This window comes from Sinorhizobium sp. 7-81 (genome assembly GCF_030124405.1).
GTDB lineage: Bacteria > Pseudomonadota > Alphaproteobacteria > Rhizobiales > Rhizobiaceae > Sinorhizobium > Sinorhizobium psoraleae.
The window spans coordinates 18,061-43,252 of the sequence record NZ_JASKLT010000007.1 but is presented as its reverse complement, the minus strand read 5'-3'; the positions used below and the strand labels follow the sequence as shown (position 1 = coordinate 43,252).

The following is a 25,192-nucleotide window of genomic DNA, read 5'->3' as shown; positions in this document are numbered from 1 at the left end:
GCCCTGCCCTTATCTTTTCAAGGCCAGTGCGGTGCGCCGCCAGAAGTCAGAAACCATAGCCGGATCGCGCAGCTTTTCGAGTCTTTCCCATGAGGGGAACGACGCTTCGAAGATTTCCGGGCTCATGCGAGTGTCGTTGCATGGATTTACAGAGCCTCCAGCGTCCATGACGATGCGGTCGAGGGCGTCCAGTAACTTCGCCGTTGCGTCACCCTGATCGGCAAAATCCAAAGTCAAAGCAAAACCCGGCCGTGCGAAGGAAAGAAGGCCGCGAGGGACAATGTCGCCAAAGCGCCTTAGCACCGTCTGAACGGAAGCATGCCCGGCGCGGCGCGCCGTCTCCAATAGTCGCGCGGTGATCTCCGGTGCATTCTCGATGGGATAGACGCTTTGATGCTGGCACGGTCCTCTTGGACCATAGAGCCGATTCCAGTCGCCGATCGCATCCTGCGGATAGAAGTAGGAGGTCCATTTCATCGTCGAAACGGTCTCGGCGGGCCTTTCCCGACGAAAGCGGCATTCGTTCAGAGCTCTCAATGTAATCGTGTTCAGAGGATTGAACGGTAGGGAGAACGGTAAGGAAAACCGCAGTCTCTTGGGAATGTCCGGGAATTCGCAGGATCCATCCGCATGATCGCCGGCTAGAAAGACGCCCCGGCCCATCCGGCGCCCGGTCGCAAGCTGATCGATCCAGGCCACGGAGTATTCATGTTCTTCATCGATGCGCTCGGCGAGAGCGAAATATTCATCGAGATTGCCGAAGCGGATTGCATGCTGCTGGACATGCGGCGACGGCACCTTCATCAGCCGAAGATCGACGGTGAGGATCAGTCCCGTCAGCCCCATGCCGCCGATCGTGGCGGCAAAGAGTTCGGCGTTTTCGTTCACTGAACATACCAAACGCTCGCCGTTGGAACGCAACAGGGTCAGGCGTTGGACGTGATTGCCGAAGGTGCCGCGGGCATGATGATTCTTGCCATACACGTCGGTGGCGACGGCACCGGCGACTGTCGCAAATGCGGTGCCAGGCGTGACTGGCAGGAAGAAGCGGTGCGGGATCGCCCGAAGAAGGATGTCGTGGAGCGTGACGCCGCCTTCGCAGCAGATCAGGCCCGTTCCCGGGTCGAACGCCAGGATGCGGTTGTGCATCGCGCTGTCGATAAGAGTTCCGCCATTGTTGCGGCAGCAGTCACCGTAGCTGAGGCCGTTGCCGAACGGCAGGTATGCCATCGGTTCAATCGAGCCAACCTGATCCTCATAGTCGTCCGGAGACACGGCCCGGCGCGGCCGGTCCTCGATACGTCCCGAACGTTCGAACGCGTTCATCTTTGTTGCGGTCCGCTTCAAGACGTCCTCTACCGGCTGGCAATCCAATTCAGGGCGTCTCGCCAGTCGGTCATCCGAACCGGCGTACCATGCGAACCTGTCTCGAACAGCACGAAACGCGCCGGATAATCTCTGGCCCTGAGTGTGCGATAGAGCGCCACCTGATCCTCGGCGCGATAGACACTGTCGCGGCTGCCGTGGCTGAAAAACACCGGCAGCCTGGCCCTATAGGCGGCGCTTCCCACAAATTTCGGATCGGTCGCGCCACCCATGATCATCATGCCGCCGAGCGCCGCCACTGCCGTCTGTTCGCGAGCAACGCCCCAGCAGATGAAGCTCCCCATCGAAGCACAGGAAAGCACGACGGGCCGGCCGCCGGAGCGCTCGGCGGCGAAGCGGATCAATGCCGAGATATCGTCGACGCCCGCCGCATCGAAGGACCGCACGCTTGGAGCATAATAGGTGCCGCCATTGGCAAAGGCGAGATTCTTGAGGCGGTTGAAATTGCCGCCGAAGGAAAAATCGTTTGCACCGAGACGCCGGTCACCGCCGCGACCATGGATGAAGATCACCGTAAATGCGGCACCGCGGTCCGGACCGACGCGCATGACATTGAGCGAGCGTCCGCCAAGGTTGAGTGTCTCGTTGACCTGCGCGCTTTTGACCCCAAGGGAAACGTAGGCCCGCTTGACGCGCCTTTCCGGAATCTGGTCGCGCTCGTTGATATCGCGCAGTTCCTGATAGTCGACGACGCGGAAATCACCACCGTCGGTCTCTTCGAGCACATTGCGATAACCGAACAGCTCGTCCCTGTATGGCTTCAGGGGCGCTGCCTCGGCGGCGAGACCGACAAGAAGAAGGCTCGGGAAGAGAAGCCCTGCCATCAGACGCCGGACGGAAAAAACAGTTGTGGACATGAACAGCCGACGGGCTCCCTCGTTCGGTACATGCCTTGCCATCGCCATCTCGGCAAAGCAACACTGAAGCAGACAGCCCAAGCTCTTACGGTATTCTGCCTGTCCGAGATACCGAAATTCGCCTTTTGTTCGCGCTTGGCGCAAGACTCTGGCAGAATTCGGGTGATTCGCGCGACACAATGATGGCGGCAGCGTCCAGCTCTTGCTATGGGCCTCTGCGACGCCAGACGACAGGAACGATCTGAACGACCCCATGGACGACAGCAGCGATCTCTTTTCAGCAATGCCCCCGCAGCCGAAGCAGGCGGCAGCCAACGCGCCTTCGCGCAAGCCGGCACCACCCACGGCCAGCGAAGAACCGCGCCCTGCCCCGAAGACCAGCGACGGCAGCGATTACGACGCCTCGGCGATCGAAGTGCTCGAGGGGCTGGAGCCTGTGCGCCGCCGTCCGGGCATGTATATCGGCGGCACGGATGAGAAGGCGCTGCATCATCTCTTCGCCGAGGTCATCGACAACTCGATGGACGAAGCGGTCGCAGGTCATGCGAATTTCATCGAAGTGAGCCTCGACGCCGACGGCTTCCTCACCGTAACGGACAATGGCCGCGGCATCCCGGTCGAGAACCATCCGAAATTCCCCAACAAGTCGACGCTTGAAGTGGTGATGACGGTGCTGCACGCCGGCGGCAAGTTCGACGGCAAGGCCTACGAAACCTCCGGCGGTCTGCACGGCGTAGGCGTTTCCGTCGTCAACGCACTGTCGGACTCGCTCGAGGTCGAGGTCGCGCGCAACAAGAAACTCTACCGCCAGCGCTTTTCGCGCGGGATCCCGCAGGGCGGCCTCGAGGAACTCGGCGATGTCCACAACCGCCGCGGCACCAGGGTGCGCTTCCATCCGGATCCGCAGATCTTCGGTCCTCACGCGCATTTCGAGCCGGCACGGCTTTTCCGCATGGCCCGCTCGAAGGCCTATCTCTTCGGCGGCGTCGAAATCCGCTGGTCCTGCGATCCATCGCTGTTGGCGGAAGGTTCGGAGATCCCGGACAGGGCCGTCTTCCATTTCCCGGGCGGCCTCAAGGACTATCTCGCGGCAACACTCGGCAAGGAATTCACCGTCACGCGTGAGATCTTTGCCGGAAAATCGGAAAAGTCCGGCGGCCACGGATCGCTCGAATGGGCCGTCACCTGGTATGGCGGCGACCAGCAGGTTCACTCCTATTGCAACACGATCCCGACGCCGGAGGGTGGGACGCACGAGGCGGGCTTCCGCATTGCGCTCACCAAGGGACTCAAGAACTATGCGGAACTGACCCAGAACAAGCGCGCGGCGATCATCACCACCGACGACGTGATGATCTCGGCGGCGGGCATGCTCTCGGTCTTCATCCGCGAGCCGGAATTCGTCGGCCAGACCAAGGACAAGCTGGCGACCGTCGAAGCACAGCGCATCGTCGAAAACGCCCTGCGCGATCCTTTCGACCACTACCTCGCCGACAATCCGGCGGAAGCTGCAAAGCTTCTCGACTGGGTGGTCGAGCGCGCCGAAGAGCGTGTTCGCCGACGCAAGGAGAAGGAGGTTAACCGCAAGACGGCGGTGCGCAAGCTGCGTCTGCCGGGCAAACTGGCCGACTGCTCGCAGAACACAGCCGAAGGTGCCGAACTCTTCATCGTCGAGGGCGACTCGGCAGGCGGGTCGGCGAAGCAGGCACGCAACCGCGCGAACCAGGCCATCCTGCCGCTGCGCGGCAAGATCCTGAACGTCGCCAGCGCGGGGCGCGAAAAGCTCAGCGCCAACCAGCAGATCGCCGATCTGATCCAGGCGCTCGGCTGCGGCACGCGGTCGAAATATCGCGAAGAGGACCTGCGCTACGAGCGCGTCATCATCATGACCGACGCCGACGTCGATGGAGCCCACATCGCGTCACTGCTCATCACCTTCTTCTATCAGGAGATGCCGGAACTCATCCGCGGCGGTCATCTCTACCTCGCGGTCCCCCCGCTCTATCGCCTCAGTCAAGGCTCGAAGACGTTCTATGCGCGCGACGATGCGCATCGCGAGGAGCTGATGCGCACGGAGTTCAACGGCCGCGGCAAGGTTGAAATCGGGCGGTTCAAGGGTCTCGGCGAGATGTTGCCGGCACAGCTCAAGGAAACGACCATGAATCCGGCAAACCGGACACTACTCAAGGTCGAGATCGACGACGTCGATTTCGAGGGTACGCGCGAGGCCGTCGACAATCTGATGGGAACCAAGGCCGACGCCCGTTTCCGCTTCATCCAGGAACGCGCGGTTTTCGCCGACAACCTGGACATCTGAGCGGAAGGGCGACGCGCGCCTTTCCGATCAGGCAGCCTGCCGGACCGACTTTTCCATGAAGAGGCTCAGTGGATCGGGCAGGTAGCTCCCGAAGGGCGGGCGCTCCTCATAGCCGAATGCCTTGTAGAGGCCGATCGCCTCCGGCTGATAAATGCCCGTTTCCAGCCGGATTGCCGCAAGCCCGCGCGTTTCTGCCTTGGCTTCGAGAGCTGCAAGAAGGTGCTTGCCGATCTTCAGGCCTCTCACCTCGGGGTCGACGAACATCCGCTTGATTTCCGCCGTGCCGTCGCCCGCCTCCACGAGCGCGCAGCAACCGACGATTTCACCATCGCGCCGTGCGACGAAAAAGGAAACGGTCGGCTTCTCCAGCGTGGAGAGATCGACAAGGTGGTTGCTCTCTGCAGGGTAAAGCGACGCCGCGTAGGCATCGGACAATTCGAGCAGACGGACGACGGCCGGCTGGCGGGGGCTTTCCTCGGCAATGGTGACAGCGGTCAATTTCAGTTCCTCGACAGACGCTTTGCAGCACAATGGATAGCGCCGCATTTCAACCGGACCAATACGACAAATGGCGCAGGATTGCGGATCGCAGATTACAAAACGGGTAACAGGCGGAAACAATTCTTTTTGCCGTCGCAACAAGTTTGCCCTACTCCCGAAAGAATCGGTCCGTCATAACAACTGCCAGACTATGCGCCCGCTGCCTGCTCAAACACCGGAGAGACCATGAAAGCCGCCCTCATCGTCATGACGATTCTCGGCTGCGACGACAATGTCAGCCAGTGCCACTATATCTCGACCGTCAATGGCAGTTGGCAGTCGGTTACCCAGTGCGACACGGAATCTGAGCAGGAACTCCCCAGGTTTTCGGACAAGAACTATCCGGTCGTTGTTGCCGTATGCGAAACCTCGGGGCCGGACATGATGGCATCCACCGCCCCTCAACAGGATGTCGCCGCCGCTCCGCAGCAGACGACAGCAGTGCCGCTGCAAACAACAGCCCAACCGCAGCCGCAGCCGCAGCCGGATGAAGCGAAGCCGGGCATGCCTAAGCGAGCCCTGGCCTTGCTCAGCGGCGCCGTCCCGGATCGGGAGAAGCTAAAGGCGATCGTCAGCGCACCCGTCCACTATATCGAAGATGGCTATTCGTGGGTCGCACGTCGTTTCGCCGACTGACCGGACCCCTGCCGGCATCGGTGGAGCCCCGCGCACGAAATGCTCAGGCAGCTTGGCGCGCGGCCACCAGTGCATAGTTTCGCGCAGTTTTTCGCTGCTCGGCGAAAGCGAGGCGTTCCACGAGTTCCGCCATCGCACTCAAGGCTTCCGAAGGCTTAGGCTGGCGGCGAATGTGCGCAAGGAGAGCCGCGGCGACTGATTGCGGTGCGCCATCGGCACCCGCGCCGATGTCCTTTCGCCAGAGAAGCACGGCCTCCGCAAAGGCTTCGCTCACGTCGCGACCGAGCCCGGCACTTTCGAACAGTGCGCGGATCGGATGGACGCGGCCACCTGAAAGGATCGCGCGAACGCGCTTTTCCGCGACACCTGAGAGATCGACGATCGCGGCCGAGAAGAATTCTGTTCGACCGCTGCAGAGCGCGTTGAGGAGGAAGGCCGGCGTCAGGCGGCCTGCCTCGCGCAAATGGGTGGCAAGGTCAGGCAACTCCTTTTGCGAAGCGGCCTCGATGATTGCAAGGGCAGCCGTGTCGCAGGCCTCTCGCGCGACGCGCTGCACACGCCCTTCACCGATCACCGCCTGCACAAGTCCGCAAATCGCGAGCGCAGCGCCGACCTTCTCGACCAGCTCATGGCGGGCCTCGCTCGGGAGGTCATCGCGCGCCAACAACCGATCGCGCACCGCCGGCGCATTGCCAAGACGGTTGGCGATCCTCTTCAACGACCAGCGCGACAGCGTTGCACCCTCGTTCTCGAGCAGGATCAACACCTCGTCCTCGCCGCCGATCTCCGCGATGGCTGCCGCGACCGACCGGGACACCGCGGTACGGGCCGCGATCAAGGCGCGTGTCTCTGCCGTTCCCCGCGCCGCCAGATCGACGAGGTCTTCATCTGTCAATACGGGCGAACGGGAAATGGCGATATAGGCGATCTCGGGCTGGTCTTCCGCGAGCGCCATGACGATCGCGCGTGGAACCGTCGAGCAATCCGCCAGCGCCTCGATCAAAGAACGCCGCACCTTCGGCGAAGGATCGTCGAGCAGAAAGGTCATGGCCATTTCGGCGGCGCGCCGGTCGATCCCGTTCATCTCGGCTTCGACATAGGCGCGGCCTAGCGCGCTTGCGGCGCGGACGCGATCGCTCGTTCTCGCCGTTTCTACCCAGCGAAGAAATGCTTGTATGATCACCTATGCCCCACTAGACACCGAACAGCCCCAATGTTCGGAGCCTAGCGGCCAAAGGTTTAAGATTGGTTCACCATGTCTGTTAACCGCCAGCAAACCATCAAGCCGCTCCTCTATCTGCCGGCAACCGCATCGCTTCCTGAGCCGGGCATCCTGAGCGCGGTTCAAGCCATCGTTGTCGAGGCGACGGGCGACAACGGAATACACGAGATAGCCGGAGCCGCTGCAGCCAAAAGTGCATCTTTGCTTCGATTTGCGAGGATCGGGCCGATCGAGACCATCACCGAGGCGGGTCTCGATTCGCTCCTTGCGTCGAGGATTGATGGTGTGGTCCTTGCCGGATGTCGCGGGCCTGCGGATATCCAGAATCTGGATGTGTTGCTTAGAGTTGCGGAAGCAAACGCCGGAATCGCAGCCGAGGGCACGGCGATTCTTGCGGAATATGCGACGACGCCGCAAAGCGTTTTGTCGCCTCACTCGCTAGCGGGCGCTTCGCCGCGCCTGGCGGGACTGATCTTCAACGCATCAGCACTTGCCGAAGCGACCGGTTGCAGCGAACTGACGGGGGAGACTGACACGGCGTCCGTTATCGTTGTTGGCCGCGCAGCGGCCGTGCTCAGGGCGCGGGAGGCAGGAATTGCCGCCTATGACGTGCTGCCGGCTCATGCGCTCGACGACGCTGCCGTCAAACGATATTGCGCGACGAGCACGAGGGACGGCTTTTCGGCGGTGGTCGTGCAGCCGCAACAGGTCGCTCTGCTCGATCCATCGGCTTCGCTGTCATCTCGTCCTACAGCTGGCGCTCAGCGGTAGGGTCGGAATCTGGCGTCAGCGCCTGGGCCGTACCATCTCGAAGACGTCGCCGCCATCGCAATAGTCCATGTAACCCAGTCGGGCGAGCGGCCTGACGGTCGCCGCGTCGAACCGGCCATCGCGGATCGCTTCATCGCGGATATGAATGCCCACGACCTCACCGAAGACGACATAGCTATCGGAAACCACGCCATCGAGGCTCTTGGGGCGGAATATTTCTGTCATGCGGCATTCGAGCGCCGCGAAAGCCTCGCCGACGAATGGTGCCTTGACAAGGGTGCCTTCGACCGGCGTCAACCCCGCGACTTCGAACTCGCTTTCGCCGTGTGGTGCAGCAACTGAAGTCAGGTTGACGGCGGCGCTCAAGTTGCGGCTGGCAAAGCTCGCGGTGAACTCGCCGGTCTCCTCGATATTGCGCACGGAATCCTTGTAGCCGCTCGAGGAGAACATCACGAGCTTCGGGCGGTCGCTGATCGCGTTGAAGAAGGAATAAGGGGCGAGGTTTTGCGAGCCCCCTGCGGCCCGCGTACCGATCCAGCCGATCGGCCGCGGCGACACGATAGCCTTGAAGGGATCGTGTGGCAGGCCATGCCGGTTCGCGGCCGTGTCGTAGAACATCAGGTCTCTTCTCCGACCCAGGTGACGATTTCGGCGAGTTCCGGCCGGGGGCGTTCGGTCGGCGGCACCATGGCGGTGCCGATGTGAATGAACCCGGCAACCCTTTCGCCTGGCCCGACACCGAGCAGAGGATAGGCCCTCTCGTCGAAGGCGAACCATTCGGTGAGCCAGTTGGACGCATAGCCGAGTGCATTCGCGGCCATCAGCAGGTTGAGGCAGACGGCCCCCGCGGACATCACCTGTTCCCACTCGGGGATCTTGAAGTGCGGCGCGGCCTTGCTGACCACGGCGACAACGACCGGTGCGCGCGTCAGACGCGTCTCTTCCACCTTGATCAGGTCCTCGGGAAGCTCGGGTCTCGCGGCAAGGGCCATCTTCTTCAACTCAGTGCTGATGCGCGCCCTCTCCTCGCCGCGATAGACGATGAAGCGCCAGGGTGCGAGCTTGCCGTGGTCCGGCACGCGCGACGCGAGCGTCAGCATTTCCTCGACCTCGGCCTTGCTCGGGCCGGGAGGCCCCATCTGGAAGGCGGGAATGGACCTGCGCGAGGCGAGATAATCGACAAGCTTTATTTCGGTTTTCATATTGTCTGAATTCCATTAATTTGCCGCCGGACCGGCAGCCACGAAAATGCCATACCGGCGTCTCAAGTGGAGTCACCCAGTCAGGAAGTCAACTGTTCTCATGCGCATCCGTCCTCGTATTTTTCCGAGTACCGTCTTGGCGATCATGCTCGTCAGTGTCGGTGCAGGATATGCGCTTGCAGAAGATCCGACCGACGCCTTCAAGAGCTTCCCGTCGATTTCCGGCACCCGGAAAATGCCGAAGCTCACAAGCTTCAACCCGCTGATTTCCGATCCGACCCAGGGCGGAGAAATCAAGGACGTCAAGCTCGAGGCTTTGTTGACGGCAAAGGGAAAGCCGGTCGAATCGGGCCTGACCTGGCGGGTCTTCAGCCCGATCCCCGGCAGCGACGGAAAGCTGCCGTTGCTCGCCACGTCCGAGGGTGGTTCGACAGCCTTCAACCTGGTGCCCGGCGAGTACTTCGTCAATGTCGCGTTCGGCCGAGCCGGCGCCACGCGCAAGATTCGCGTGCCCGAGCAAGGCAGCCTCGACAAGCAGGTGCTGGTGCTAGACGCCGGCGGCGTCACGCTTAACGCCGTTTCCGGCAGCGACGTGCGCATCCCGCCGAACGAACTCAGTTTTTCGATCTTCTCCTCCGACGTGAAGGAAGATGGCGAGCGCGCCCTGATCATCGCCGACGTCAAGCCTAACACGGTGGTCAGGCTCAATGCCGGAACCTATCACGTCGTCTCCGATTACGGCTCGGTCAATGCCGTGATCCGCGCCGACATTCAGGTGGAAGCGGGAAAACTGACCGAAGCGACGATCCAGCACCGCGCGGCGAAACTGACTTTGAAGCTCGTCTCGGAAGGGGGCGGCGAAGCGATCGCCGATACGGCCTGGTCGATCCTCACCTCCTCGGGCGATGTCGTCAGCGAAAGCGTCGGTGCCTTCCCGACCCTCGTCCTCGCCGAGGGCGGATATACGGCCGTGGCGCGCAACAAGGACAAGATCTATCAGCGCGATTTTGCCGTGAAGGCGGGCGTCAACACCGACGTGGAAGTGCTGCTAAACGGGAACGACGCGGCCAATACGGCCGCGAACGCGGAAGCACAGGACTGACGCGAACGATTGCGCCGCCGCTCCCTACGGGAGCCTCCTGTCGTCACATCACCCGATACGCTTGAGAAGCCGACGATGCGGTGGAGCCATCGAGAACACTGCGTCATAGATACGGGCAAGCAGATCCTTGCGGTCGCCATGAACGCGCAATTCTTCCCAGGCAAGAACACGGCCGATGCGAGCGGCAATCGTCGTGCCTGATAGCCGTCGGAATTCGCGGATCAGCAATGAAATTCTCAGCGTCAGCCACAGCTTGCTGGCGAGATGAAACAGCGGTCCGTTCTGCCCCTCGAAGTAGATTGGGATGACGCTTGCCCGGGCAGACTGGATCAGTCGCGCCGGGAACATTTTCCATGGCAGATCCTCGGCCTTGCCGAAGCCTCTTTTCGCCGTCGCAACGCCGCCGGCGGGGAAAACGACGATCGTGACCCCCTCCTTCAGGAGCCGCACCGCCTCGTGGCGCGTCGCCATATTGAGCGCCAATGCTTCCTTTGTCTCATCGAAGGAAACGGGAAGCGAATAGGGTGCAATCTCCGGCACCTTCAGGAGCTCGTTGTTGATCAGGACCCGGAAAGGGCGGCCGAGTTGCTCCGCGAGAGAAAGAACGGCAATGCCGTCGCCGATGCCAAAGGGATGATTGGCGACGATAACGAGCGGCGTCTCGGGCAGATGGCGCGGCGGCCATTCTCCTTGGACACGCATGCGCACGTCGATCAATTGCAACATTTCGCCGAAGACGCGGTCGCTCTTGCCGACGATATCGGCGCGCCAGCGCGCGTAGAGCTTGGCGTAGCGGTTGCGACCGGACAGGCCCTCAACGGAGCGAATGAACCAGCGCTTCAGGCGCCGGTCGTTCTCGTTCGCATAGGACAATTCTTTGAACTGCACAGAAGACCGCTTCACACCTGCCCGCCCGTTCTGGGCGGCGCCTTCAGATCCGGATAGTCCCGGAACATTACAGTTTTCTGACAGGACGAAAGTCCCGGAGCGCTAGCCCCGGGCTTTCTTTTCCGCCTTGCGCTTGACGTCCGGCGCCATCGCCTCTGCCGAGAGCGATGCGATCGCCTCATCAAGCGACATCGCCGTCTGCGCCTGCGAGCCCAGACGACGGATGTTGACCGAACGCTCCTCCGCCTCGCGCTTGCCGCACACGACGATTACGGGCACCTTCGTCACCGAATGCTCGCGTACCTTGTAGTTGATCTTCTCGTTGCGGAAGTCGGTTTCAACGGTAAGTCCCGCCTCACGCAGAAGCGCTGCAACCTCGCGACCGTAATCGTCGGCCTCGGAGGTAATCGTGGCGACTACCACCTGCAGCGGCGAGATCCAGAGCGGCATGTGACCGGCAAAGTTCTCGATCAGGATGCCGAGGAAGCGTTCCATGGAACCGCAAATGGCACGGTGGATCATCACCGGCTGGCGCTTTTCGGAATCCTTGTCGATGTAGAAGGCCCCGAAGCGCTCCGGCAGGTTGAAATCGACTTGCGTCGTACCGCACTGCCATTCGCGGCCGATGGCGTCCTTCAGCGTGTATTCGAACTTCGGACCGTAGAAGGCACCCTCGCCCGGCAGGATACCGGTCTTGATGCGGCCTTCGGACTGCGTCTCGATCGTCTTCAGCACCTCCGTCATCACGGCCTCGGCGCGGTCCCAGAGCGCATCGGAGCCGACGCGCTTCTCCGGCCGCGTCGACAGCTTGACGACGATTTCCTTGAAACCGAAATCCTCGTAGACCGACAGGATGAGGTCGTTGATGCGCAGGCATTCGGCCGCCATCTGCTCATCCGTGCAGAACACATGCGCGTCATCCTGCGTGAAGCCACGCACGCGCATCAGGCCGTGAAGCGCACCCGACGGCTCGTAACGGTGCACGTTGCCGAACTCGGCGAGCCGAACCGGCAGCTCACGGTAGGACTTCAGGCCGTGCTTGAAGATCTGGATGTGACCCGGGCAGTTCATCGGCTTCAGCGCAAAGACGCGATCGTCATCCGTCTCTTCGCCTGCGACCGTCACCTTGAACATGTTGTCGCGATACCAACCCCAGTGGCCCGAGGTTTCCCAGAGCGACTTGTCCAAAACCTGCGGCGCGTTGACTTCCTGATAGGTGTTGGCGAGTCGCCGGCGCATATAGGCGACCAGCGTCTGGAACATGCGCCAGCCCTTGCCGTGCCAGAAGACGACCCCAGGGCCCTCCTCCTGGAAATGGAAGAGGTCCATCTCGCGGCCGAGACGGCGATGGTCGCGTTTTTCGGCTTCGGCAAGCACATGGAGATATTGATCCAGTTCTTCCTGCGTGTGCCACGCGGTGCCGTAGATGCGCGTCAGCATCGGATTGTTGCTGTCGCCGCGCCAGTAGGCGCCGGCCACCTTCATCAGCTTGAAGGCCGTGCCAATCTGACCCGTCGAGGCCATGTGCGGCCCGCGGCAGAGATCGAACCAGTCACCCTGATAGTAGATCTTCAGGTCCTGGCCTTCAGGGATCGCATCAACGAGTTCGACCTTGTAGTTCTCGCCCTTGGCGGCAAAAACCTCCTTCGCCTTCTCGCGCGACCAGATCTCCTTGGTGAAGGGTTTATTGCGCGCGATGATCTCCTTCATCTTCTTCTCGATGACCGGCAGGTCGTCGGGCGTGAAGGGCTCGTTCTTGGCGAAGTCGTAGTAGAAGCCGTTGTCGATAACCGGACCGATGGTGACCTGCGTTCCCGGCCACAGTTCCTGGACAGCCTCGGCCATGACGTGGGCCGCGTCGTGGCGGATAAGCTCAAGCGAACGCTTGTCTTCGCGCGTGACGATCTCGATGCGTCCATCGGTCACGGCGTCCGAAAGGTCGCGCAACTCGCCATCGAGCGCGATCGCAACAGCCTTCTTCACAAGCGACTTCGAAATCGACTCGGCCACATCGCGACCGGTCGTGCCGGCAGCAAATTCGCGAACGGAGCCATCAGGAAATGTAAGGGAAACGGTATGCGACATTATGATCTCCTATCCAGTCCCGCCAACGAATGCGGGTGGTATGGTTGCCGACTTCTGCATGACTGCAGCCGCCGATTATTGACGCGCGCCTGATAAATGTTTTTGACGGTCGAGTAAAGGAGCGGCCTACAGCGCCGCGCGTCTTATCAGACGCGCAAAGGACGCTGCAGCACTTTGAATGGCTGCAGTTTTTTCCTTAATCGGCTACGATTTAGCGAAGCATGCAGCAGTCAACCGCACAGCATCTCGCGCAGGCCGCGCACCGTGTTCCAGTTGCGGAACGTACCGACGCCCAGCCGCTTGGTAGTCAGGACGCCGAGCAGCTTCGATTCGCTGGCTTTCCCGGCGAAGTCCACCCAGAGGTCGCCGCCGACGATTTCCATACGCTCACCCCGGGAACAATGGCCGCGGAACATTTCGAGCACGCCGGCTTGAAGTGGTGAGCGCATCACCCGAACATGGACACGCGTCGGATCTGCCTCGCTTTCGTCGGGAAATGGGTTACCGGCGGCAAGCTTCCGCCAATCCTCGCCAACCCGCGCGATGATGTCGACGTGCCGCCCGAACGTGGCGGCAAATGCCGCTTCCAGTTCGGCCTCAATGTCGGCAAGTGGCTTGTCGGGCGCGTCGAACACGATATTGCCCGTGGAGACAAGGGTGCGCGGTCCGAGATAGCCGAGACGCTCCGCCATGGCCCGCAGGTCGCTCATGACGACACGCCGCTTTTCCCCAAGGATGATGCTGTAGAGCAGGGCCACACAATTCTTCATCCGCCCTCCCCGAACTCAGGCACGCCAGAAATCGGCTGCGCCTGCCGGCAGCCGCGCCAGCACGCGGTCAAGTACCGCTTCGTCCACGTTTCGACGCAACGCTGCCGCAACATCGGCAATTGCGGTATCCGGGGAAAGGTTGTGATCGGGGCGGAGCGATTGCACTTCGCGCGTCATCGCAAAACGGCCGGCGAAGGGCATCTGCGGCTCTTCCAGGTCCCAGTCGGCGACAAAGACCGCCCGAAGCACCGGCGGCAAGACATTTGCGAAAAGCAGCGCGTCGGGAACATCGAGACGCCGACGGAAAGTCTGCAAAACCGCCTGCACCATGGTATAGGCCTGATTGGTGGTCTGAAGACCGGCAATATCGCGCACGTCCAGAATAAATCGGTCGAAATCGGCAGAGGCCTGCCGGTATTCCAGCGGCACTGTCATCGTGCTCACGCCTCCTTTGGCCGCGATTGCCAATAGCGCCATGGCGCATACCAGATCTGGCGTGACGTCAGCGTTTCCGGCACCGGATCGAAACCATGGGTCCCCCCGGGCCCGCAGCGCGCCACGCGGAAGAACGTCATCCAGCCACCAGCCCAAAGGCCGTGGCGGGCAATCGCCTCGAAACCGTATTCCGAGCAGGTCGGCAGATGCCGGCAGGAGTTGCCGATGAAACTCGACAGCGTGAGCTGATAGGCGCGGATGAAGGCCATGCCGAAGATCCGCCCCGGCGTCTTGCGAAACGGGCCGGACCAATTCCGCCCCCCGCGGCGAGCCACCGGGGCGAAAGCATGGTCATCGTGAGGCTTGTTGCACATCGCTCAGACTGCGGCCGCAAGCCGCCTCGCCTCGATCTGGCCTATGGCGTCAACCACCGCATCGAAGGTCAGCATTGTCGAGGCATGGCGCGCCTTGTAATCGCGAACCGGCATCAGGAAACGCATGTCCTCGAAGCGACCCGATGGGCCCTCGCCGTCCGCCTTCAGCATGGCCAGCATATCTTCCCGGGCTCTCCGGATTTCATCGGCGTTCGCGCCGACGACATGGCGCGCCATGATCGAGGACGATGCCTGTCCAAGCGCGCACGCCTTGACGTCATGGGCAAAGTCGGTCACGACCTCACCATCCATCTTCAGCCAGATCCTTACTTTCGAGCCGCAGAGCTTCGAATGTGCCGCCGCCTCGGCGTCGGCATCCGCCAGCATTCCGATGCGAGGGATGTTGCCAGCGAACTCGAGAATTCTATTGTTGTAGATGTCATCCATCATTTGGCGCGATCCGGCTTATTTTTCGCGGTTTTGGGTAATTGGCGCATGATTTTCTCCGGTACATGGGAAAAAAGCACGGCGCTGCACATTCGGCCTCTTTCATCCATGTGGCACCATACTATATGCTATGTCGTGTTGGGGCGACAGTTCCGCAAGGGAGCATCAAGTCGCCTGTTGTTTGGGAAACCGTGCCGGACGGTCCAGTGCACTGCTAAGCCAGGACCCGAAAGCCCCGGAGCCCGCCAACGGAACCCAAGCCTGCAGGGTTAGGCGAATGGCCAGTGGCGAGTTGTCCGAAAGATAAAACGTCAGCAATCCCGTATTGCTTAAAGGGGCCATTATGGACGCCATAGTGAAGAACTTTCCTTTGCTCGACGATACGAGCGGCCGGCCGACCCAGAAGGAGGCCGAGGAAGCCGTTCGCGTGCTGCTCAGGTGGGCGGGCGACGATCCGGAACGCGAGGGCCTTAAAGACACGCCGGCGCGTGTCGTCAAGGCTTACAAGGAGCTGTTCGGCGGCTACGACCTCGCGGCAGAGGATGTCCTCGGACGAACTTTCGAGGAAGTCGCCGGTTATGACGATATGGTGCTGGTAAAGGACATTCCGTTCTTTTCGCATTGCGAGCATCATATGGTGCCGATCATCGGCAAGGCGCATGTCGCCTACATGCCGAATGGCCGCGTCCTCGGCCTTTCCAAGATCGCCCGTGTCGTTGACATCTATGCCCGCCGGCTGCAGACGCAGGAGACGATGACGGCGCAGATCGCTAAGGCCATCGATGAAACGCTGGCGCCGCGCGGCGTTGCCGTCATGATCGAGGCGGAGCACATGTGCATGGCCATGCGCGGCGTTCAGAAGCAGGGCTCGACAACGCTGACGACGACATTTACCGGTAGTTTCCAAACCGATCCGGCCGAACAGGCTCGTTTCATGACCATGCTGCGGGGCTTCAAGTAAGCTCTACTGCATGTTCCCTTAAATCGTAGCCGATTTGAGGATAAAAACATGCAGCCATTCAAGTGCCACAGCGTCCTTCGCGCGTCTGATAAGACGCGCGGCGCTGTAGCGACGGAGCCTACACCATGCCCCTCACCTTCGACGTCCCCTCAGAAGACAAGGCCGTTCTGGAGATCGGACCGGCCTTTACGCCCCGCTTCGACGAGAAAGGACTTGTCACGGCCGTCGTCACCGATGCGCGCGACGGCGCGTTGCTGATGGTCGCTCATATGAACGCCGAAGCGCTGGCCCTGACGATCGAGACCGGCATTGCGCACTATTACAGCCGCTCGCGCAAAGGCCTGTGGAAGAAGGGCGAAAGTTCGGGCAACCTGCAAAATGTCCAGGAAATCCGAACCGATTGCGACCAGGACGCCATTTGGCTGAAGGTCTCGGTCGCCGGCCACGACGCCACGTGTCACACGGGCCGCCGCTCCTGCTTTTACCGCACCGTGGGCGTCGAAGACGGCAAAGCCACGGTCACGATTACGGACGACCACAGACATTTCGATCCGGCAGCAGTTTACGGCAAAAATTAAACATCTGCATTTTCTTGGTGCAACTAGGTGTTATATTTATTTTTTGGCAACCAAAAGGGCGCCTAATCATTATTCATGAAGCGGTTACCGTCGAAACAGCGGCGAAGCCGAAAGTGTTGCAGGCTGTATCTAATGTTTATCGCTCCCGCCAAGATTGAAGGCGGGATCGGTGGTATATCTCAAATAAGGTGCCAGTCTTTCAGCAATGAATTCGAACAAGATGGCACCATCGCCGGCTTGGCAGGGGCCTCCTACAAGACGCGCGCACTTAGTAATCTATTCGGCGATGTTGGAGGTGCCGGATGTTGAATTGGACATTCACGCGCAGCAATCAGGTCCCCGATTTATCCGGTCCAGATGGATCTTCGCTTACGACTGCTCCGCCTGCACCCGCTCCTTACCCCTCGAAACCGAAGATCGCCATAGCCCTTGGCGGCGGCGCAGCTCGCGGCTGGGCGCACATCGGCGTCCTCCGGGCACTTGACGAGGAAGGCATCGAAGTGGGCATGATTGCCGGCACGTCGATCGGCGCCCTTGTGGGCGGCTGCTATCTCGCCGGCAAGCTCGACGAACTGGAGTCCTTCGCCCGCTCCCTCACCGTGCGGCGCATTGCCGGCCTGCTCGATTTTGCGATCCGTGGCGGCGGCTTGTTCGGCGGCCTGCGACTGACAAAACGCATGCAGGAGCACCTGCAGGGTCTCATTATCGAGGATCTCGATCGCCCCTTCATTGCGGTCGCGACCGAAGTTCACAGCGGTCATGAGGTCTGGATCGAGAAGGGTTCGCTTATAACCGCTATTCGCGCGTCCTATGCGCTCCCCGGAATTTTCGAGCCGATCAACGCCAATGGTCGACTCCTGGTCGACGGCGCTCTGGTCAACCCGGTTCCGGTTTCGGTTTGTCGCGCTTACGAGCAGCAGCTCGTCGTCGCTGTCAACCTCAACTACGATCTCTATGGACGCTCGGCTGTCGTTAAGCACAGCGCGGGCATGGAAGCAGTGGATGCGCAGATCAAGGATGGTTATTCCGCGCGGCTCGGCATGACCAGCGTCATGGTACAGGCCTTCAATATCATCCAGGACAGAATTTCACGCGCCCGGCTTGCCGGCGATCCGCCGGATCTCGCGCTTCATCCAAAGCTTAACGATATCGGTCTTTCGGAATTTCATCGGGCCGGCGAGGCAATCGATCGCGGCTACCACGAAGCGAAAGCCAAACTCGCTGAAATCCGGCGCATGCAGGAAGTGCTGGTGCGCTGAGCCCCCAGTGTGAGTGGCGAGCCGTCACACGCTCAAATGCGTCAAGTCACTCCGACTTAAGGACGGCGGCAGGGGACGAAAAGAAGTTATGCCCTGTAGAGGGCGGCCTCGCGCCGCCCCTCTCCTATCAGCCTGCAATATAGGCCTTGATCTGTTCGGCCTCGTGCTCAATTGCGCGGATATGGTGCTTCACGACGTCACCGATGGAAACGATGCCGGCTAGGCGGCCTTCCCTCTCTACCGGCAAATGCCGTGCGCGCAGCTTGCTCATCATTTCCATCAGCGTATCGATCGACATTTCCTCGCGGCAGCAATAGACGTTCTGCCACATGACGGTAGAAACTGGGCTGTCGAGACAGGCAGCACCATATTTGGCGATCGCGGCGACGACATCCCGCTCCGTCAGAATGCCGACGATCTGATCGTCCGGATCGACGACGACGACCGCCCCTATATGGTTATCATGCAAAAAGGTCGCGGCCTGATGAACTGTCACATGGGGCGTGACGGTCACGACGTTGTGGCCTTTTTCGTTGAGAATCGCTCTTACCGACATGCACACATCTCCCGTTACGACTAAGCCGGGCCGGCGGGGAGAGTTTCTGGCCGTTTCGTGTGCAGCGCCGAGCGTCGCTTCGGATGCTTGATGGTCGCTGTAACACCCTGAACCTCAGCATAATCAAGGAACTATGCAGAGTGGTATTGGCGCAGGAACTCGTCCCAATTTCCTATGCCGTTCACTGGCCGTCGCACGCTTCTGCGCAACGCCAAGCCCCCGACATCCGGTCTTCCACCGCTCGCCTTCAAGGCGACCGTAGGGAATGGTGCTCCAGTGATCTTGGGAAATCAAGCCTTGTAGCCCGGCCCCTCGGGTCTCCCAGGTATCACATTTGTGAATCCGGATTGAAACAATCCGGCATCACAAATGTGATCGTTTTTCGTAGCTTACAAATGGAAGTCGGAGAAAAACCGGTGCCCACTTTTCCTCATCCCGCTTGATCCGACGCGGGATGCGGGCGAAAAACCGGTGCCCACTTTTCCTCATCCCGCTTAGTCGCGCGGATCAAAAAGCCCGAACAGGAGGAAGCCGAAGAGGAAACCACCGATATGCGCTTCCCAGGCAACGGTTCCCGCACCCCCGACGGAGAACATGCCGAGTCCCACCAGAAAGTTGGTCAGGAACCAGATGCCGGTGAAGACCAGGACCGAGCGGTTGGCGAGCGTTTCCGTTAGCGAAAGTCGGCGGTTGAGATGGGCGAATTGGCGGCTGATGCGGCCGCTCGGCGAGAAAACGAAACGCGCCGCCGCCCCCATGAAGCCGGAAACAACGCCGGAGGCGCCAACCACGACGACAATTTCCCCCCAGTGAAACGCCGTGTGCAACGCGACGGCGGCAGCGGCCGAAAGGCACCAGAAGACGGCCAGACGTACCATACCGATGCGCCGCACGACCGGCGCCCCGAATGCGACCATCCAGAAGATATTGAAGATGAGATGATCCCAGCTGCCGTGCAGAAACGAATAGGTGACCGGGGTCCAGAGCCAGACGAGTCCTTGGTCCGACAGCGGAAGGGTGTAACGAACCGGCAGGAAGGCGAAGTTGAGGATCAGTTCCTGATCTGCGGCCGCTGACAAGAGATAGGTTCTCAACGCATGGACGCCGATCAGGAGCAAGAGGATACCAGTAAGCCCCGCCGGCAGGTTGAAGGCAGGCTCGCGGCTGCGGTCCCCTTCGTTCTCGGCATCGGTTGGCGTCGCTGCCTGATCTCGTTCCATGGCTGCTCTCTTCCATCGCTTACGCGTTCGCGATCAGGTTCGGCGGCTATGCCGCCGGCGGATAGCGCGAAGGCATAAGCAAACGAAAAAAGACCGTCCAGTAAAAACTGAACGGTCGGTGAGCCCTTATAGCCGAGCTCCAATCGCGTGCTGAAGGCAAACCTTCGTGAGTGATGGCATTTCAGTGCCAGCAGGCGGCGCCGAACGCAATCGAAACCGATCATTAACCTTAATATCGGCGTGGCACGAAATTCGCTCCTCCATTCCTGAAATCCAAGGAACCGCGGCGGCTGTGCCAATTGGAAACAGTCGGGCACGGTTGACGGAATGAACGGGCATCATGCGCAGCAAAACAACGATTGAGCTATTGCGATACTGGAACAGGTTGCGGGGCGAACGGGATCTCCCTCGCCGCGACGAGATCGAACCTCAAGAAATCTGTTCGCTGCTGCCGAACCTCTTCATCCTTGAACGGCAGGCAAGCGGTGACATCCGCTTCCGGCTCGCCGGGACTCATGTCTGCGCTCTTTTCGGTCGAGAGCTGCGGGGACAGCCGTTCGCCGCGCTCTGGCCTGCCGGCGATACGAGTGAAACCGTTCGGATTGCCGATCAGGTGATGATGCAACGCTCTCCGGTCGTGCTTTCCGCCTGCGGCGTGACGGCAGGCGGTGAACGACTGGACACCGAATTGCTGCTCACGCCACTCGGCTCGCCGCAGGGCCACAGCGACCGTATCCTTGGTTCCTTGGCACCGCTGTCGCGTCCGTCATGGCTCCACATGATATCGCTTGAATGCATTGTCGCGCACGACCTGCGGATCCTCGACAGCGGGCACCATGGTCTTGAGGATTTGGCCGAGACGCCCCATGCTGCCGACACGACGAGCCGACATGGAGAAGTCGGCCGCAGGGTTCAGCATCTGCGCATCTTCGAAGGCGGACGGGAAAGCTGATCGGGAGGCGCGCATGGTCCAGCCAAGCATTGAGCGAACCTTCTATTAACCGAGACCACTTATATTTTTGCAAGCAAGGATGCTTCGATCGCAGAGTGACCATGTTCTCGTTTCAGCACGCACAAAACAACGGCCCGAAGCCGCACCAGGAAAGTGCCTTTCAGCGCGTTTCGGTAAATCTTTCGGGGCGGCTGATGCTTGCCAATCGCGATGAGTTTGATTGCACCGCAGTCGACATGTCGCCGGGCGACGTGCTCTTTTCCTCGCCCGCCCGCCCGCGCGCCGGCGAGCGGATCATAGCCTATATCGAGCACGTCGGGCGTCTCGAGGGCACCGTGTCGCGGCTGGCGGAACATGCTTTTGTCATCCAGCTTAATGCGACGGAGCGAAAGCGCGAGAAACTGGCAGCGCAACTTACCTGGATCGCAAACAAGCATGAACTCGGCTTGCCGGAAGACCGGCGCCACGACCGTCTCGTCCCGCGCAAGGTGCTGACGGAACTCACGCTCGGCAACGGCGAAAAATACGCCTGCCGCCTCATCGATCTCTCCCTCTCGGGCGCTGCGATCGACGTCGAGAATCGACCGGCAATAGGCACGCCCGTCAAGCTCGGTACCATGAAAGGCAAGATCGTCCGCCACTTCCAGGAAGGCGTGGCGATCGAATTCTCCGGCATCCAGTCTCGCGAAGCGCTGGCCGAATTCCTTTGAGTGATACCGGCGGCGCCCGCCGGGCTGCCAGCAGCAGATCCAAGAACATCCTCGATAGCGGACATCTCACCGACATCTCGCGCATAGGTACCCCGCCGCACCAATGACGGTCGTTCGCCGTCGTGCACGCCCTTGTGGGCGTCGTTTGCAACGACAGGCACCATCGCGTGGGCGCTAAGCGCTCCGCAGAGCGCCAACAGGGGCGCGCCATGCCGCATGACATTCGCGCGCGCTGCTCGAATATTTTTTCGGAAAAGTCTCTGCCTCCTCGCCCCTGCCAGGGCAGAATTGCGCATTAATCGCAGTCTTGACGACCGGAATGCTCGACATCGGGACCGGCGACAAGGTTGAATACATGGCGCCTGCATTTCGGCTTTGCCGAGCGCTCCGTCCGAAATAACGCTTGTTTTTCCGAGCGATAGCAAAACTCCAATACTCCCTTGCGTTCTCGAGCGCGGGAAATTTCATTAAAATTTGAATCAAAATCTATTCTTATTTGAGCCGATATTTATTCTTATTTGCCGCGCATACTATTCTTATTTGTACTTGTTTTTACCTCGCGTCTTCGCCGCAGATAAAAAACTCTGTGCCATTGTCGAACCGTAACGGGGAGACAACAATGCACAACGCCATCACCAAGACGATAGCCGTCGCGGCCCTTTTCGTCGGGTTCCTGACCGAGGCAGCCCTCGCCCTTCCGGCAAACATCACGGTGGGCGGCACCACCAATCCGCCGATCGGTCACTACGAATTTTGCAAGAGCAATCCATCCGAATGCACCGCCAATGAAACCAATAGCGGCCCGATGGGCCTGACCCGCGAAGGATGGCAGAAAATTCTCGAGGTCAATTACGAGGTCAATCAGGCCGTGACCCCGATGACGGATATGGAAATCCATGGCGTCGAAGAAGAATGGTCCTATCCGGACGCAGTCGGCGACTGCGAGGACTATGTGCTCCTGAAGCGCCGCAAGCTGATCGAGAGCGGTTTCTCTCCCGCCGATCTCTTGATCACCGTCGTGCTGCAGCCAAACGGCGACGGCCATGCGGTTCTGACCGTCCGCACCGACCGCGGCGACTTCATCCTCGACAACATGCGCAGCAAGGTGCTCCGCTGGTCGGAGACCGAATATACCTTTCTGAAGAGGCAGTCTTCGGAGAACGCCGGACGCTGGGTGAAATTGCAGGACGGCCGCGCCGTGGCAGTCGGCAGCGTGAAGACGCAATAGAGAATATCGAGGCACCCCGTCTGCAATGCCTTTCGGGCTTCCGGTCCCGCGTCCCCGTGCAAGACCAAGCCCTCGCCGGTTCCCGTTGTCCCCGGGGCCGGCTTTCTCTTTTCCAAGGGTCCGACGCCCGTCCGTAACCACGCCGCGACGAACGGACTTCATCGAAAATTAACCATCTTCAACGACCGTCGGGCGGATAGAACGCACCACCAGGCTACCGCGACGGACGACCCTTCATGAACGCGCCATCCAGCGGCAGCCCCGAACCGGAATTTTCGCCGCTCCTCTCGCCGCGCTTCATATACAAGGTTACGGCTGTCGTCGTTCTGCTGGCGGTGCTGACCACGATGGTCTCGTTCTCCGGACACTGGTTTGGAGAAAATCTCGCCCTTGCCGGACACACCTCCAGTCGTGAGACCTACGATATCTTCATCGGACAGGATCACCTGCGGCTGCCGGCCAATATGATCCGCTTCGAAAGCCAGCGCGCGACCAGCATTGCCGAGCGCGTCGATCTTTACCTGACCTGGCCGGCGCTGGAAGGCTACAGCGACGAAATCCGGCACCTGTTCAACGATATCAACCGGCCGGAAAACCTGATCTTTCTGCAACTTTCGCAGAGCACGATGTCGCAGGACATGTCGGGTCGGCTCGGGCCTATCTATCGCCACATCCTCAGCGAAGAGACGCGGCCCGGTCCCGCCGGGTTGATCCGACATGACACCAAATCGAATACCGGTTATGCCGGCGAGGTTTTCTTCACTGCGGACCGCGACGGGCGACCATCCTATGTCCTGCGCTGCATGCTGCCCGACGACGCCGACGCGTCGACGAGCGCCGATTGTCAGCGCGACGTGCACGTCGGCAAGGACCTTGCCGTCCTCTACCGCTTTTCGAGCAAGCTGCTGCCGCAATGGCGATTGATCGACGATTCCGTAGAAACCTTCGTTCGCAGCCGGCTCGCGCCCTGATTTTGTCCAAGAGTCGTGGTGCAGCGAAGCGCCGACCGTCTTGGTCGACCGGGTGCCGTTCCCGAACAAAACGGGCCACCCGGGGAAACCAATCATTCATCATAAACCGATTGGTAACGCTATCCCGATACTGTCGCAGGAACGGTCGTTCCCGGCGACGGCGTCCGGACGGCACCCATTAAATGAGAATGAAGAGCAGCGTAGTGTCTCAATCCGTTTTTTTTGATATCGCGAAACGCCCGCTTGGGGTCTTTTCAAAAATCGCAGGACGGATTGTCCTCGCCGCCGCCATTGCCGTATTGGCCCTTTCCGCTCCGGCAAATGCCAATCCGAAATACGCCGGCATCGTCGTCGACGCGAAGACCGGCAAGGTGCTTTACGGCGAAGATGCCGACGAGTTACGCTACCCGGCTTCTCTCACCAAGATGATGACACTGTATCTGACGTTCGAAGCTCTCGAAGCCGGACGGATCAGCAAATCCACGGCCGTTCCATTCTCCAAGAACGCTTCAGCAGAGCCCCCGTCGAAACTGGGCGTCAAAGCCGGTCGATCTATCACCGTCGAGCAGGCGATCCTCTCTCTCGTGACGCGCTCCGCCAATGACGCCGCCACGGCGCTGGGTGAGCTCCTGGGCGGTTCGGAACAGCGATTTGCCCGGATGATGACCAACAAGGCGCGCGCGCTCGGCATGACGCGCACGACCTATCGCAACGCCAACGGCCTGCCGAACCCCGAGCAGAAGACGACCGCGCGCGATCAGGCGCGGCTCGGCCTCGCCCTGCGGCAGCACTTTCCGCAGTATTATGACTATTTCTCAACGCGAAGCTTTCGTTTCGGCAAGCAGACGATCGGCAACCATAACCGGTTGCTTGGCAATGTCCGCGGTGTCGACGGCATCAAGACCGGCTACACCCGTGCATCTGGCTTCAATCTGGCAACCTCGGCAGAAGTCGACGGCCGCAGCATCGTCGCCGTCGTCCTCGGCGGAACGTCCGGTGGTTCGCGCGACGCCCAGATGCGCAAGCTCGTCGCCAAATACCTGCCCGCAGCCTCGCGCCGTGGCGGGGGCAATCTGATCGCGCAAGCGCCGATCGCCGAACCGCCAGCGGCGCCAGTCGCTGCCGTCGCGCAGGCTGAGGTCAAGTCCGCGGCAGCGCCGGTCGCCGTCGCCTCGGCCGCCATGAATTTGCCCAACACCGGCCCGGTTCCGGATTTCCGCTACAACGGCGAAAATTCAAGGCCTGTGGAAATGGCCTACGCCGCAACGAAGCCGGCGTCCGACAATCCGGTGCTTTCGGACAAGATCGCGCCGAACACGCTCGAAGCGCAAAGCGCCAAGCTCGCCGCACAGCCGGCCGACGCCGACGTCGATACCCAGATCACCAACTCGGTTGCCGCCAAGGCTGAGGCTCAGCCGGAAGCAGAGGCGCAACCGGAGGGTTGGGTGATCCAGATCGGCGCGACGCCGGACAAGGCCCAAGCGATGACGCTTCTCGGCAATGCCAAGGAGAAGGGCGGCAAGGCACTGCGCAACGCGACGCCGTTTACCGTCGCCTTCAGCAACGGCGGCGGCCAGCTCTACCGCGCGCGCTTCGGCGGCTTCGACGATCAGGACAAGGCCGTCAATGCATGCAAGGCCCTGAAGAAGAAGGGTTTCGCTTGTTGGGCGAGCCAGCAGTAACAAACGCGACTTGCTGACGGCCGGGTGTGTTTTGCCGGCCGTC

The 25,192-nt window shown here is 60.8% G+C and carries 26 protein-coding genes; 12 read left to right on the top strand and 14 right to left on the bottom strand.

What is annotated here, in order from left to right; all coding sequences use genetic code 11:
• Positions 1 to 9: 9 nt before the first annotated feature.
• Both QN224_RS21900 and QN224_RS21895 read right to left on the bottom strand, forming a co-directional pair.
• The gene (locus QN224_RS21900) at positions 10 to 1,326 is read right to left on the bottom strand and encodes an FAD-binding oxidoreductase (protein WP_283978354.1); all 1,317 of its coding nucleotides are present in this window, start codon (positions 1,324 to 1,326) and stop codon (positions 10 to 12) included.
• Positions 1,327 to 1,355: 29 nt separating this feature from the next.
• On the bottom strand, positions 1,356 to 2,285 hold the full coding sequence (locus QN224_RS21895) for an alpha/beta fold hydrolase (protein ID WP_283978353.1): 930 nt from the start codon (positions 2,283 to 2,285) through the stop codon (positions 1,356 to 1,358).
• A gap of 211 nt (positions 2,286 to 2,496) precedes the next feature.
• Here QN224_RS21895 and parE point away from each other — a divergent pair, with 211 nt between their 5' ends.
• Positions 2,497 to 4,560: a DNA topoisomerase IV subunit B gene (parE, locus tag QN224_RS21890; protein WP_283978352.1), complete on the top strand. Its 2,064-nt coding sequence runs from the start codon at positions 2,497 to 2,499 to the stop codon at positions 4,558 to 4,560.
• Positions 4,561 to 4,587: 27 nt separating this feature from the next.
• Here the strand turns inward: parE and QN224_RS21885 are convergent, their stop codons facing one another.
• Entirely contained in the window at positions 4,588 to 5,058 is a 471-nt protein-coding gene (locus QN224_RS21885; protein WP_283978351.1) for a GNAT family N-acetyltransferase, read from the bottom strand.
• Positions 5,059 to 5,286: 228 nt separating this feature from the next.
• Between QN224_RS21885 and QN224_RS21880 the strand changes: the two genes are divergently transcribed.
• Entirely contained in the window at positions 5,287 to 5,736 is a 450-nt protein-coding gene (locus tag QN224_RS21880; RefSeq protein WP_283978350.1) for a hypothetical protein, read from the top strand.
• Between the two features lie 43 nt (positions 5,737 to 5,779).
• Here QN224_RS21880 and QN224_RS21875 read toward each other — a convergent pair whose 3' ends face one another.
• Positions 5,780 to 6,919 carry a DUF2336 domain-containing protein gene (locus tag QN224_RS21875; RefSeq protein ID WP_283978349.1) on the bottom strand — a complete coding sequence of 380 codons (1,140 nt, stop codon included), beginning with the start codon at positions 6,917 to 6,919 and terminating at the stop codon, positions 5,780 to 5,782.
• Positions 6,920 to 6,991: 72 nt separating this feature from the next.
• Here QN224_RS21875 and QN224_RS21870 point away from each other — a divergent pair, with 72 nt between their 5' ends.
• Positions 6,992 to 7,729: an aldolase/citrate lyase family protein gene (locus QN224_RS21870; RefSeq protein WP_283978348.1), complete on the top strand. Its 738-nt coding sequence runs from the start codon at positions 6,992 to 6,994 to the stop codon at positions 7,727 to 7,729.
• A gap of 15 nt (positions 7,730 to 7,744) precedes the next feature.
• Here QN224_RS21870 and QN224_RS21865 read toward each other — a convergent pair whose 3' ends face one another.
• Positions 7,745 to 8,347 carry a flavin reductase family protein gene (locus QN224_RS21865; RefSeq protein WP_283978347.1) on the bottom strand — a complete coding sequence of 201 codons (603 nt, stop codon included), beginning with the start codon at positions 8,345 to 8,347 and terminating at the stop codon, positions 7,745 to 7,747.
• A complete protein-coding gene (locus QN224_RS21860; RefSeq protein ID WP_173512664.1) occupies positions 8,347 to 8,931 on the bottom strand; it encodes a nitroreductase in 585 nt (194 codons plus the stop codon). Before QN224_RS21860 ends, QN224_RS21865 begins: the two co-directional genes overlap by 1 nt.
• Before the next feature lie 100 nt (positions 8,932 to 9,031).
• Between QN224_RS21860 and QN224_RS21855 the strand changes: the two genes are divergently transcribed.
• The gene (locus QN224_RS21855) at positions 9,032 to 10,033 is read left to right on the top strand and encodes a hypothetical protein (protein WP_283978346.1); all 1,002 of its coding nucleotides are present in this window, start codon (positions 9,032 to 9,034) and stop codon (positions 10,031 to 10,033) included.
• A 48-nt stretch (positions 10,034 to 10,081) separates the two neighbouring features.
• On the opposite strand, the gene QN224_RS21850 is transcribed toward QN224_RS21855, so the two are convergent.
• The 6 genes from QN224_RS21850 to QN224_RS21825 all read right to left on the bottom strand — a co-directional run bounded on the left by QN224_RS21850 (position 10,082) and on the right by QN224_RS21825 (position 15,035).
• Positions 10,082 to 10,921 carry a lysophospholipid acyltransferase family protein gene (locus QN224_RS21850; RefSeq protein ID WP_283978345.1) on the bottom strand — a complete coding sequence of 280 codons (840 nt, stop codon included), beginning with the start codon at positions 10,919 to 10,921 and terminating at the stop codon, positions 10,082 to 10,084.
• A gap of 102 nt (positions 10,922 to 11,023) precedes the next feature.
• Complete coding sequence (thrS, locus tag QN224_RS21845) at positions 11,024 to 13,006, bottom strand: threonine--tRNA ligase (RefSeq protein WP_283978344.1); 1,983 nt, start codon at positions 13,004 to 13,006, stop codon at positions 11,024 to 11,026.
• 230 nt (positions 13,007 to 13,236) lie between these two features.
• Positions 13,237 to 13,776, bottom strand: a complete 540-nt coding sequence (locus tag QN224_RS21840; protein ID WP_283978343.1) for a DUF1697 domain-containing protein — start codon at positions 13,774 to 13,776, stop codon at positions 13,237 to 13,239.
• A 15-nt stretch (positions 13,777 to 13,791) separates the two neighbouring features.
• Positions 13,792 to 14,220, bottom strand: a complete 429-nt coding sequence (locus tag QN224_RS21835; RefSeq protein WP_283978342.1) for a DUF2267 domain-containing protein — start codon at positions 14,218 to 14,220, stop codon at positions 13,792 to 13,794.
• On the bottom strand, positions 14,217 to 14,585 hold the full coding sequence (gene yidD, locus QN224_RS21830) for a membrane protein insertion efficiency factor YidD (RefSeq protein ID WP_283978341.1): 369 nt from the start codon (positions 14,583 to 14,585) through the stop codon (positions 14,217 to 14,219). The genes QN224_RS21835 and yidD overlap by 4 nt, the downstream gene beginning before the upstream one ends.
• Before the next feature lie 3 nt (positions 14,586 to 14,588).
• Positions 14,589 to 15,035, bottom strand: a complete 447-nt coding sequence (locus QN224_RS21825) for an iron-sulfur cluster assembly scaffold protein (protein ID WP_283978340.1) — start codon at positions 15,033 to 15,035, stop codon at positions 14,589 to 14,591.
• Positions 15,036 to 15,375: 340 nt separating this feature from the next.
• Here QN224_RS21825 and folE point away from each other — a divergent pair, with 340 nt between their 5' ends.
• The 3 genes from folE (at position 15,376) to QN224_RS21810 (ending at position 17,830) form a co-directional block, all read left to right on the top strand.
• Entirely contained in the window at positions 15,376 to 15,993 is a 618-nt protein-coding gene (folE, locus tag QN224_RS21820; RefSeq protein WP_173512658.1) for a GTP cyclohydrolase I FolE, read from the top strand.
• 125 nt (positions 15,994 to 16,118) lie between these two features.
• Entirely contained in the window at positions 16,119 to 16,571 is a 453-nt protein-coding gene (gene hisI / locus QN224_RS21815; protein ID WP_283978339.1) for a phosphoribosyl-AMP cyclohydrolase, read from the top strand.
• A 302-nt stretch (positions 16,572 to 16,873) separates the two neighbouring features.
• Positions 16,874 to 17,830, top strand: a complete 957-nt coding sequence (locus QN224_RS21810) for a patatin-like phospholipase family protein (protein ID WP_283978338.1) — start codon at positions 16,874 to 16,876, stop codon at positions 17,828 to 17,830.
• 127 nt (positions 17,831 to 17,957) lie between these two features.
• Here QN224_RS21810 and QN224_RS21805 read toward each other — a convergent pair whose 3' ends face one another.
• On the bottom strand, positions 17,958 to 18,386 hold the full coding sequence (locus QN224_RS21805) for a CBS domain-containing protein (protein WP_173512655.1): 429 nt from the start codon (positions 18,384 to 18,386) through the stop codon (positions 17,958 to 17,960).
• Positions 18,387 to 18,880: 494 nt separating this feature from the next.
• A complete protein-coding gene (locus QN224_RS21800) occupies positions 18,881 to 19,606 on the bottom strand; it encodes a rhomboid family intramembrane serine protease (RefSeq protein WP_283978337.1) in 726 nt (241 codons plus the stop codon).
• A 340-nt stretch (positions 19,607 to 19,946) separates the two neighbouring features.
• Here QN224_RS21800 and QN224_RS21795 point away from each other — a divergent pair, with 340 nt between their 5' ends.
• From QN224_RS21795 to QN224_RS21775, 5 genes are all read left to right on the top strand, one after another.
• Complete coding sequence (locus QN224_RS21795; RefSeq protein ID WP_283978336.1) at positions 19,947 to 20,558, top strand: PAS domain-containing protein; 612 nt, start codon at positions 19,947 to 19,949, stop codon at positions 20,556 to 20,558.
• A 101-nt stretch (positions 20,559 to 20,659) separates the two neighbouring features.
• Positions 20,660 to 21,268, top strand: a complete 609-nt coding sequence (locus tag QN224_RS21790; RefSeq protein WP_269276295.1) for a PilZ domain-containing protein — start codon at positions 20,660 to 20,662, stop codon at positions 21,266 to 21,268.
• A gap of 619 nt (positions 21,269 to 21,887) precedes the next feature.
• Complete coding sequence (locus QN224_RS21785; RefSeq protein WP_173512651.1) at positions 21,888 to 22,496, top strand: transglutaminase-like cysteine peptidase; 609 nt, start codon at positions 21,888 to 21,890, stop codon at positions 22,494 to 22,496.
• 236 nt (positions 22,497 to 22,732) lie between these two features.
• On the top strand, positions 22,733 to 23,467 hold the full coding sequence (locus tag QN224_RS21780) for a hypothetical protein (protein WP_283978335.1): 735 nt from the start codon (positions 22,733 to 22,735) through the stop codon (positions 23,465 to 23,467).
• Positions 23,468 to 23,649: 182 nt separating this feature from the next.
• A complete protein-coding gene (locus QN224_RS21775) occupies positions 23,650 to 25,149 on the top strand; it encodes a D-alanyl-D-alanine carboxypeptidase (protein ID WP_283978334.1) in 1,500 nt (499 codons plus the stop codon).
• The last annotated feature ends 43 nt before the right edge of the window (positions 25,150 to 25,192 follow it).

What these genes read in the sequence shown, in the direction of transcription:
- parE (WP_283978352.1), top strand. Translation starts at nt 2,497, where the DNA reads ATGGACGACAGCAGCGATCTCTTTTCAGCAATGCCCCCGCAGCCGAAG.
- QN224_RS21860 (WP_173512664.1), bottom strand. Translation starts at nt 8,931, where the DNA reads ATGAAAACCGAAATAAAGCTTGTCGATTATCTCGCCTCGCGCAGGTCC.
- QN224_RS21825 (WP_283978340.1), bottom strand. Translation starts at nt 15,035, where the DNA reads ATGATGGATGACATCTACAACAATAGAATTCTCGAGTTCGCTGGCAAC.
- QN224_RS21900 (WP_283978354.1), bottom strand. Translation starts at nt 1,326, where the DNA reads ATGAACGCGTTCGAACGTTCGGGACGTATCGAGGACCGGCCGCGCCGG.
- QN224_RS21805 (WP_173512655.1), bottom strand. Translation starts at nt 18,386, where the DNA reads ATGTCGGTAAGAGCGATTCTCAACGAAAAAGGCCACAACGTCGTGACC.
- QN224_RS21775 (WP_283978334.1), top strand. Translation starts at nt 23,650, where the DNA reads ATGAGAATGAAGAGCAGCGTAGTGTCTCAATCCGTTTTTTTTGATATC.
- QN224_RS21795 (WP_283978336.1), top strand. Translation starts at nt 19,947, where the DNA reads ATGCGCAGCAAAACAACGATTGAGCTATTGCGATACTGGAACAGGTTG.
- QN224_RS21870 (WP_283978348.1), top strand. Translation starts at nt 6,992, where the DNA reads ATGTCTGTTAACCGCCAGCAAACCATCAAGCCGCTCCTCTATCTGCCG.
- yidD (WP_283978341.1), bottom strand. Translation starts at nt 14,585, where the DNA reads ATGTGCAACAAGCCTCACGATGACCATGCTTTCGCCCCGGTGGCTCGC.
- QN224_RS21855 (WP_283978346.1), top strand. Translation starts at nt 9,032, where the DNA reads ATGCGCATCCGTCCTCGTATTTTTCCGAGTACCGTCTTGGCGATCATG.
- QN224_RS21895 (WP_283978353.1), bottom strand. Translation starts at nt 2,285, where the DNA reads ATGGCAAGGCATGTACCGAACGAGGGAGCCCGTCGGCTGTTCATGTCC.
- QN224_RS21810 (WP_283978338.1), top strand. Translation starts at nt 16,874, where the DNA reads ATGTTGAATTGGACATTCACGCGCAGCAATCAGGTCCCCGATTTATCC.
- QN224_RS21785 (WP_173512651.1), top strand. Translation starts at nt 21,888, where the DNA reads ATGCACAACGCCATCACCAAGACGATAGCCGTCGCGGCCCTTTTCGTC.
- QN224_RS21780 (WP_283978335.1), top strand. Translation starts at nt 22,733, where the DNA reads ATGAACGCGCCATCCAGCGGCAGCCCCGAACCGGAATTTTCGCCGCTC.
- folE (WP_173512658.1), top strand. Translation starts at nt 15,376, where the DNA reads ATGGACGCCATAGTGAAGAACTTTCCTTTGCTCGACGATACGAGCGGC.
- thrS (WP_283978344.1), bottom strand. Translation starts at nt 13,006, where the DNA reads ATGTCGCATACCGTTTCCCTTACATTTCCTGATGGCTCCGTTCGCGAA.
- QN224_RS21880 (WP_283978350.1), top strand. Translation starts at nt 5,287, where the DNA reads ATGAAAGCCGCCCTCATCGTCATGACGATTCTCGGCTGCGACGACAAT.
- QN224_RS21865 (WP_283978347.1), bottom strand. Translation starts at nt 8,347, where the DNA reads ATGTTCTACGACACGGCCGCGAACCGGCATGGCCTGCCACACGATCCC.
- hisI (WP_283978339.1), top strand. Translation starts at nt 16,119, where the DNA reads ATGCCCCTCACCTTCGACGTCCCCTCAGAAGACAAGGCCGTTCTGGAG.
- QN224_RS21840 (WP_283978343.1), bottom strand. Translation starts at nt 13,776, where the DNA reads ATGAAGAATTGTGTGGCCCTGCTCTACAGCATCATCCTTGGGGAAAAG.
- QN224_RS21800 (WP_283978337.1), bottom strand. Translation starts at nt 19,606, where the DNA reads ATGGAACGAGATCAGGCAGCGACGCCAACCGATGCCGAGAACGAAGGG.
- QN224_RS21790 (WP_269276295.1), top strand. Translation starts at nt 20,660, where the DNA reads ATGTTCTCGTTTCAGCACGCACAAAACAACGGCCCGAAGCCGCACCAG.